The organism is Protofrankia sp. CiP1_Cm_nod3, assembly GCF_982290655.1.
Map to the genome: position 1 here is coordinate 4,639 of NZ_CEVIVD010000052.1, position 8,007 is coordinate 12,645.

Sequence of the window (8,007 nt, forward strand, 5' to 3'; positions counted from 1 at the left end):
CCCGTTGCTACAGAATAATCTTCAAGTAGCTCTAATTGATCTCAACATGGAGACAAAAGGCCTGGTCAGATGCGGTGGGCAGGGGCGGGGTCGAACCGCCGACCTTCCGCTTTTCAGGCCGGTCCATACCGTCCAGGAATGTCCGCACACGTACCCTGACGTGCACTTCTGGCTGCTGGAGTACCCCTCTGGCGGCCCGCGTTGCCACACGCACTGCCACACATCCGCCGCCCCCGAGAGGGCCGGCGGTGCCGCTGCCGAGACTTCGCTGCACCCATGTGTGGCAACGACTACGGCAGCAGGCAGTGCGAACCAGGCAGCGCCACCCGAGAGATCCCCCGCGGCCTGGCGGCCGAACACGGCCGTGCGTGATCTCTGATGAGCGCCGACGCGGCAGAAGCCGCCGCATCGACGCCGATTTCCCCCCGAAGCGGGGGATCCGCCGCCACTCCCGTGAAGATCGTTACAACTGTGATCGTGACGGTCGTCGGACTGACGTTCCTGTTCAGCTTCGGCAACATCTTCGCGCTCGGACTCCGACTCGGCGTCTCCCTCTGGGTCGCCCCCCTCGTCGCACCCGCCGTCGATCTCTCTGTCGTCGGACTCCTCCTCGGCACCCGCCACCTCGCCCTGCACGGCGGACCCGCCGACGTACAACGATCCGCACGACGCCTGCTCATCTTCGCCAGCATCGTCACCTTGGCGCTGAACATCGCCGAACCACTGATCACACGCCAGTACGGCAAAGCTGCCTTCGACGCAGTCGGCCCGCTCCTCCTTATCGGATGGGCAGAAGTCGGACCAAAACTCATCCAAGCAATGCAAGGCACCGGCACCGGCACCGGCACCACACAGACGTCATTTCCGACGAACCTTGGCCCAGGTTTCCACACCGGAAAGAAACTACCCACCACCGACCAGCGCGATCTGGCGTCGCCATGCATTCCACACCAGCAGAAAATGGACCAGCCGTCGTCTCGCGGACACCGCAGGAGAGCCTCCGAACAGGACCTGCTGCACCGTGCACGCGCCGAGGACGCACTCCATTGGGAGACCCACCACCGCCCGATCTCTGCTGAAACACTCCGCAAACACCTCCACGTCGGCGCGCCTACCGCTCGCAACATCGTCACGCAACTCCGAACCGACACCCACGCCCGCCTCGATAATGGAGCCGATACCGACATTCCCAGCGGTGAAGGCAACGGAGTCTCGGAACCATGACAGGGGCGGTGGGTAGCTGGACGGATACGGTCCAGCTACCCACCGCCCGTTAAAATGCGCGTCGACGATGGCCCCCACCGGCGTCCGTCAGCTGCGCTCGGCGAGATCGTTCGCGCCGTCTGACAGGGCTCGGCGTTCAGGGTTTCGCGAGCCCTGGTTTCGCTGAATGCGAGGTTCCCGCCTGTCCTGTGGACACCAGTGTGCGACTGGCCGTTGCCGCGACGGCAAGGGCGGCCAGGCGGTGCGGGGCCCGCAGCCGGGTGAATGAGCCCGCCGCGAGAGAGATCGCGAGTCCGCTTCCGGCGAGGGTGAGGGCGTGGCCGAGTCCGGTGTGTTGGGCGGTGAGCCCGCCGGCCGCTGCGCCGATGGGCTGGCCGCCCCAGGCGATGATCCTGGCGGTGGTGTTGACCCTTGCCTGGAGCTCGATGGGTGCGATGGTCTGGCGTACGACGATGCCGTTGAGGCTGACGGTGGTGTTGGCCGCCTGCCAGGCGAGCAGTGCCAGCGCGCCCGGGATCAGAGTGGTACTCACCGCCCAGCAGCCGAGGAAGACCAGGCCGGCGGCCAGGCCACCGAGGGTCAGCCAGCCGACCGGAAAGCGCCGCTGCAGCGGCGCGATCAGCAGGCTGCCTGTCAGGCTGCCGGCGCCAGCGGCGGCGTAGAGCAGTCCGATCCGCCCGTCGTCGTCGGGGAGCCCGAGCCGGCGGACCGCGACGACGACGATCAGGCCGGTGATGAAGCCCGCGGTCAGGCTGTTACCGAGGCCGATAAGTGTCAGGGTGCGGACGAGCCGGTGCTCCCACACCCACCGCAGGCCTTCGCCGATGTCGGCGCGCAGCGACCGCCGGACTGGCCGCACTGTCGGTGAGGGCGGGGGAAGCCGGGCCATCAGCAGTGCGGAGGCGGCGAAACTGGCGGCGTCGACGGAGAGGGCGGGGCCGGCGCCGACGGTGGCGGCGAGCAGGCCGCCCGCCGCGGGCCCGGCGAGGGCGATCACCGTGCTGACGGAGCTCATCCGTCCGGTGGCCTGCCCCATCGCGCCAGGGGGGACCAGCGCGGCCAGCGCTCGGAAGCCGGCCGCGTCGGAGAAGGTCAGAGCTGCGGCGTTGCCCGCCGCGACGATCAGCAGCTGCGTGGTGGTGAGTACGTCGATCGCGTCTGTCAGCGGGATGCTGGCTAGGAGAAGGCAGCTGGCCAGGTTCGATGCGACAAGCACGCGGCGGGGATCGAGGCGGTCGGCCCATGCTCCGGCGGGTAGCCCGAGCAGCAGGTAGGGGACGGCTTCGAAGGCGGTCAGCAGCCCGGTGAGGGCGGCGCTGCCGCTGCGTTGGTAGATCAGCAGCGGCAGCGCGACGAGGCTGACGGCCGATCCGGCCCAGGAGACCGCCCGTGCGGTCAGGAAGCGCCGATACCCGGATCGGTCGAGGGCCTGGTCGGCGAGAACCTGGTCGGCGTCGAGGGCGGTCGCCGGCTGCTCCGGGCTGGGGGGTGTGGTCATGGGTGCAGGGCCGCGGCCAGGGCTTCGACGCCTTGGACGCCGGCGAGGTTCGTCGAGTTCCACTGCGGGAGAAAGACGATGGTGCTGGTGCGGACGGCGGTGACCGTAGGCAGTGTCCTGGCGAGGAAGGTCCGGGCGTCGGTCTGGCTCTCGCCGCCGCTGAGCAGGTACACGAGTGTGGCCGGGTCGTCCTTGATGATGGTTTCCTTCGACAGCTCGCCGTAGTACTGGCCCGCGGGGAGTGCACCGGCGTAGATGTTGCGGGCACCGGCGCGCCGGGCGATGTCGGTGTAGACGCCGTCGTAGGTGTAGATCGAGCCGTTGTAGGTGCTGATCATCGCGACGGGTACGGGTGGCTGGCCGTCGACTTTCGCCGTCACCGCGGCGAGGCGGGTGTCGATGTCGGAGCTCAGCTGGGCCGCCTTCTCCTCCACGCCGAAGATGCGGCCCAGGGTGTTCAGGTCGGTGGTGACGTCGGTGACCTTCGCCCTGGTCGCGTCGTCGGTGCAGAAGCCGCTGAGGATCAGGACCGGGGTTCCTCGGGCGGTGAGGTCGTCGAGGGTGGGCAGCTGCTGGCCGTCGAAGAGGTACGAGCCGTCCGCCCAGATCAGGTCGGGACGCGCGGCGAGGAGTTGTTCCCGTGTCGGCGCGCTCTCGCTGAGGACGGGGATGGCGGTGACAGCCGCGGCGTAGGCGGGCTCGGGGCTGCCGTTGCTGGTGTTGTACTGGCCCACGATCTTCTCCCCGAGTCCGAGCGCCGCGAGAAGATCGGTGTTGGTGGGCCACCCGGAGATGACCCTGGTGGGCGCCCGGTCGAACCGCAGGGTGCGTCCGCAGTTGTTCACGCTGACCGGATAGCCGGCCTGGCTGCCGACGGCACCGGGCTGCTGTCCAGCCGGCGTCGAGGACGGCGCGGAGGAGTCGCCACAGGCGGTGGATGCCATGGCGGTGGCCAGGAGGGCCAGACCGAACGCGAGCGCCGTTCTCGGGGCGCGGCGGGTGATCATATGGTTCCTTCCAGGGAGAAGGTCGCGCTGTCAGGTGCCGGTGCTGGCGGGGTGGACGGCTCCCGTGGTGGTGGCAGCGGCTGCTGGACGAGCGGCTGCCGGGTGGCGGGCGGTGGCGGTTGGCCACCGGTCAGCGAGGTGAACGCGAAGTGCGGCCGTCCGGTGAGCGGATGGGTTCCGCGGTGGGCGTGCACCCCGAAGACCGTGCGCAGCAGGTCGGGAGTGAGGACTTCGGTGGGGGTGCCCGCGGCGACGACCCGGCCATCGGCCATGACGTGGACCACGTCGCAGTACGCGGCGGCGAGGTCGAGGTCGTGCAGTGCGGCGAGGACGGTGATCCCCAGCGAGTGAATCAGGTCGAGCAGGTCGAGCCGCGACCCGATGTCGAGGTGATTGGTGGGTTCGTCGAGCACGAGCAGGCGGGGCTGCTGGGCCAGTGCCCGGGCCAGCAGGACCCGTTGCTTCTCCCCGCCGGACAGCGAGGTGAACGGTCGCTGTGCCTTCTCGGCCATCCGTACGGTGCGCAACGCCTCGTCGATGATCTTTTTGTCGCCCGGGGAGGTGGGGCTCCAGGCGTTCTGGTGCGGGAGGCGGCCGGTGCTGACCACGTCGCGCACCGACAGAGCGACGTCGCCACCGTGTTCCTGCGCGAGTGCGCCCACCTGTCGGGCGGCGGCCCGCGGTCCCAGGTCTCGGTGCAGGTCGCGGCCGTCGAGCAGCACCGTTCCGGAATGCGGTCGCAGGGCGTGGTAGACGGTCTTGAGCGCGGTGGACTTGCCGCTGCCGTTCGGTCCGAGTAGCCCGACGAAGGTCCCGGGAGCGCAGTCGACGGTCAGGTCCCGCACGATCGCGGCCCGGTCGATACGGACCTCGACGCGTTCGATGCGCAGTCCGGTCACGAGGTGCCTCCGGGGTTGCCGCGCCGCAGCAGGACAAGGAAGAACGGAACGCCGGCGACAGCGGTGACGATGGTCAGCGGCAGTTCGAGCGGTTGGGTCACCGTCCGCGCGGCGAGGTCTGCCAGCACGAGGAAGTTGCCGCCGAGCAGGGCGGTCAGCGGCAGCAGTCGGCGGTGGTCGGCGCCCACCAGCAGGCGGACACAGTGCGGGGCGATCAGGCCGACGAACTGCACCCCGCCGGCGACCGCGATGACGGTTCCGGTGAGCAGCGCGGCGATGACGAGCAGCTCGGTGCGCAGCGCGCTGACCGCGACCCCGGCGGAGGCGGCCATGTCGTCGCCGAGGAGCAGCGCGTTGAGGGTCCGTCCGCGCAGGATGAGCCAGCAGGTGCACACCGTGACGATGGCGGCGGGCGGGCCCAGCTTGTGCCAGTCGGCGCCGGACACCATCCCGAGCAGCCAGAACAGGAGGTGCGCGAGCTGATTACTGGACACGCGCAGCTGTAGGAAGCTGGTCGCGGCCTGCAGCAGGTACCCGAGAGCGACGCCGGCCAGCAGAAGTCGGGTCGGTTCGACACGCCCCGCCCGCCGGCCCAGCACGAGCACCGCGCCCAGGGTGAGGACGGCGCCGGCGAAGGCGGCGCCGGACACGCCCAATGTGGACAGCCAGCCGGCGGCACCGGATCCGCCGGCGCCGGCGAGCGTGAGCACCGCGGCGGCACCGAGGGACGCCCCCGACGAGACGCCGAGGACGTAGGGGTCGGCCAGCGGGTTGCGCACGACCACCTGCAGCGTGGCGCCGGCGACCGCGAGTCCCGCACCGACGACGAAGGCGAGCAGGACCCGCGGGGTGCGAACCTGCCAGATGATCTCGTCGTCGGCTCCGGGCCGGCTGTCCACACCGAAGGCGGGCCCGACGACGTGGGCGACGACGCTCGACCAGACCTCACGCAGCGGAAGCCGGACCGCGCCCACACTGATCGCGACCGCGAGGATCAGGGGTGTCGCGACGATCAGGACCGAGAGGACGAGCCTGAACCGGGTCTGTTCGGAGACCGCCGCGCGGGGGGCTGGGTGTGCGGGCGACGAGGCGACCGCGCTGTTGGCGTACAGAGCCTCTCCCAACAAGAACGATTTTGATCACAAGGAGAGGACCTCCGACGTGCGGCAGCGAGTCGGAGTCCTCGCAGGCCAGGGCCGGTCGAGCAGAGCGGCTGGTCCACGCGGGTGGAGTTCGAGGAGTTGGGCGGAGTCCGATCGGCGCTCAGTGCGGCAGGGGCGTTGCCGGCAGGGATGCCGTCCGGGGCAGGGACCGGGCGGCGGGTAGCCGCTGGCCGCCGAGGAGGGGCATCCCGATCGGGGCGTTGCAGTACAGGCCGGGAACGATCACCCGGGTGACGTGCAGCCCGGCGCGGTGGACGTCCGCGGTGGTGACGTCCACCGCCACGGCCCGATGCCCGCGAGAGGCGAGCCGGTCGACGAGGACCGACAGCCGCCGGTCCGGGGTCGGCGTGGCCGGCGGGGCGAGATCCGCCAGGCTGGTCTCCCCGGTGACGGCGTCCGCGAGCTCGCGGTGGAACTCCGCGCGCACGGCCGGGTCGAGGTGCAGTTGAAGATGGCAGCCGTAGTCGACGACGTCGGAGAGGTCCCGGCGATAGGACTTCCGGTAGGCACGGTCGGCCCGCCACGCTTTGAGCGGGCTGGTCGGGCTGGTCGCCATCCGGGCGTAGGAACCGGTCGGGTCGTCGTAGTCCGCGACGAACAACTGCAGCTGCAACGCTTCGCCGTATGCCTTCATCGCCGCGTCGAGGGGATCGTGGTGCACTCCCATGCCGAGCGTGAGGTAGCCGGTGTGCCTGTCCGCGACGAGCGCGCCGATGACCGGCTCGGAGAACTCGTCGTCGAAGACGAGGAAACGCACGTCGAGGACACCCCGCGGGCCCTGGCAGAAGTCACGTAGCCATCGGGGTGGGACGGCCTGGCGTAGCCCACGCCCGCCGTACCAGGACAGCGTCATGGCGTCGCGTTCGATCACTTCCAGCAACGCCCCGGTCTCGGCCGACAGCCGGTCGGCGCCCGCGGCGAGACCGGCCTGCATGACCGGGTTGGTCCGGGGCACCTGGTTGCCGGCCGACGGCGCGTTCCACGAGACCCAGACCAGCGAGGCGGGAACGAGAACCGGGGCACCGGTACGCAGGTCGCGACCGTGAGCCCACTGCTGGACGAGGTCCGTGGTCATCGGGACCAGGGGGAATCCCGGGGTCTCGTACTGCGCCCGCGCATAGAGCGCGAGACTGCCCGGATCGACGGCGTCGACCCCCGCGTCGGCCAGTTCGGCGTGGCTGGCGCTGATCAGCCCAGGTGGAACGAGGTTGCCGCAGTACCGCTCAGCGGCCTCGCCCAGCGCCGCCGCGACGGTGCGCCGTGGGTCGGCGAAACCGTACCCCGCGCCGGTGGCGTCCGCCGGCCACGGCCCGAACCGGGTCGTGTCACACAACCATGCGTGGGTCAGTGCGAACGACGGGGGAAACCACGACGGCACGGCGCGTGGCACCAGGCGACGCACGATTCCGGTTCTTCCGTCGACGAGCCGGGGATAAGGGACACCGTCCGTTGTCGCGTCAGGAACGGCCCCCGTAGCGGTGCTCATTTCCGTCGCCATCTCTCGCTGTCTCGTCGTTTCGTCATTTCTCGCCGTTTCGCCACTTCTCGCCGTCTCGTCGTTTCTTGCGGTCTCGTCGTTTCTTGCAGTCCCGCAATCACGCGCGGAACCGTCAGGCCAGCGGTAGGGGTTGGTTCACCAGGTCGTCCTGGGTCAGCGGCGCCGTGCTCCAGCCCATGGCGACGGGCACGTCGTAGAGCCGGCGCCCACCGCGCAGCGGATAGGCCGGCGGCCCGTTGCCGACCAGTCCGGGAACGACGACACGAACCACGCGCAGCCCGGTACGCGCGACGTCCGGCGTGGTGAGATCGACGGCCACGGCATGCAGTCCGGCCATGCTCAGGTGTTCGAGGTAGGCGGCGTGGGGGCTCGCAGCCTTTACCGGACAGATTGCGTCAAGCGCGATGCTGGTCTGCGGGCACAGCCGATCCCAGGCGCCTCGCTGAAGGGCCGGGTCGAGGTAGAGCTGCGCGATCGCCGGAAGGTCCACCAGCTCCCGGTAGTCCGCGCTCACCGACGCCCCGTAGCGGCGGTCGGCGCGAAACGGCAGGAAGACATGCTCTTCGATGTCGCCCGCCGCGACCGCCCGCCACACATCGCTGTCGGGGGCCGCGAGCTGCCGGGTCAGCGTGAGCAGTTGCAGGGACTCCACCAGCGCTTTCACCGCGGCGGCGGACGGATCGGCGCGGCAGGCGCTGCCGAACGCGATGATGCCGTC

General features: G+C 70.1%; 7 protein-coding genes. 1 reads left to right on the top strand and 6 read right to left on the bottom strand.

Going from position 1 to position 8,007, the window contains the following annotated elements; genetic code table 11:
* The first annotated feature begins 378 nt into the window (after positions 1–378).
* On the top strand, positions 379–1,224 hold the full coding sequence (locus tag AC5LUJ_RS12170; RefSeq protein ID WP_250280990.1) for a hypothetical protein: 846 nt from the start codon (positions 379–381) through the stop codon (positions 1,222–1,224).
* A gap of 136 nt (positions 1,225–1,360) precedes the next feature.
* Here the strand turns inward: AC5LUJ_RS12170 and AC5LUJ_RS12175 are convergent, their stop codons facing one another.
* The 6 genes from AC5LUJ_RS12175 to AC5LUJ_RS12200 form a co-directional block, all read right to left on the bottom strand.
* Positions 1,361–2,722, bottom strand: a complete 1,362-nt coding sequence (locus AC5LUJ_RS12175; protein ID WP_250280989.1) for an MFS transporter — start codon at positions 2,720–2,722, stop codon at positions 1,361–1,363.
* Entirely contained in the window at positions 2,719–3,729 is a 1,011-nt protein-coding gene (locus AC5LUJ_RS12180; protein ID WP_250289657.1) for an ABC transporter substrate-binding protein, read from the bottom strand. Before AC5LUJ_RS12180 ends, AC5LUJ_RS12175 begins: the two co-directional genes overlap by 4 nt.
* Entirely contained in the window at positions 3,726–4,628 is a 903-nt protein-coding gene (locus AC5LUJ_RS12185; protein ID WP_250280987.1) for an ABC transporter ATP-binding protein, read from the bottom strand. Before AC5LUJ_RS12185 ends, AC5LUJ_RS12180 begins: the two co-directional genes overlap by 4 nt.
* Positions 4,625–5,755, bottom strand: coding sequence for a FecCD family ABC transporter permease (locus tag AC5LUJ_RS12190; RefSeq protein ID WP_250280986.1), 1,131 nt, complete (start codon positions 5,753–5,755; stop codon positions 4,625–4,627). The genes AC5LUJ_RS12185 and AC5LUJ_RS12190 overlap by 4 nt, the downstream gene beginning before the upstream one ends.
* 136 nt (positions 5,756–5,891) lie before the next feature.
* Complete coding sequence (locus tag AC5LUJ_RS12195; RefSeq protein ID WP_250280984.1) at positions 5,892–7,277, bottom strand: YcaO-like family protein; 1,386 nt, start codon at positions 7,275–7,277, stop codon at positions 5,892–5,894.
* A gap of 124 nt (positions 7,278–7,401) precedes the next feature.
* Positions 7,402–8,007 (bottom strand): YcaO-like family protein (locus AC5LUJ_RS12200; RefSeq protein ID WP_250280982.1); only part of this gene is annotated, 606 nt, incomplete at its 5' end.

Bases quoted from the DNA above. Each gene is read 5' to 3' on its own strand.
- AC5LUJ_RS12170 (WP_250280990.1), top strand. From the start codon at position 379: ATGAGCGCCGACGCGGCAGAAGCCGCCGCATCGACGCCGATTTCCCCC.
- AC5LUJ_RS12175 (WP_250280989.1), bottom strand. From the start codon at position 2,722: ATGACCACACCCCCCAGCCCGGAGCAGCCGGCGACCGCCCTCGACGCC.
- AC5LUJ_RS12180 (WP_250289657.1), bottom strand. From the start codon at position 3,729: ATGATCACCCGCCGCGCCCCGAGAACGGCGCTCGCGTTCGGTCTGGCC.
- AC5LUJ_RS12195 (WP_250280984.1), bottom strand. From the start codon at position 7,277: ATGAGCACCGCTACGGGGGCCGTTCCTGACGCGACAACGGACGGTGTC.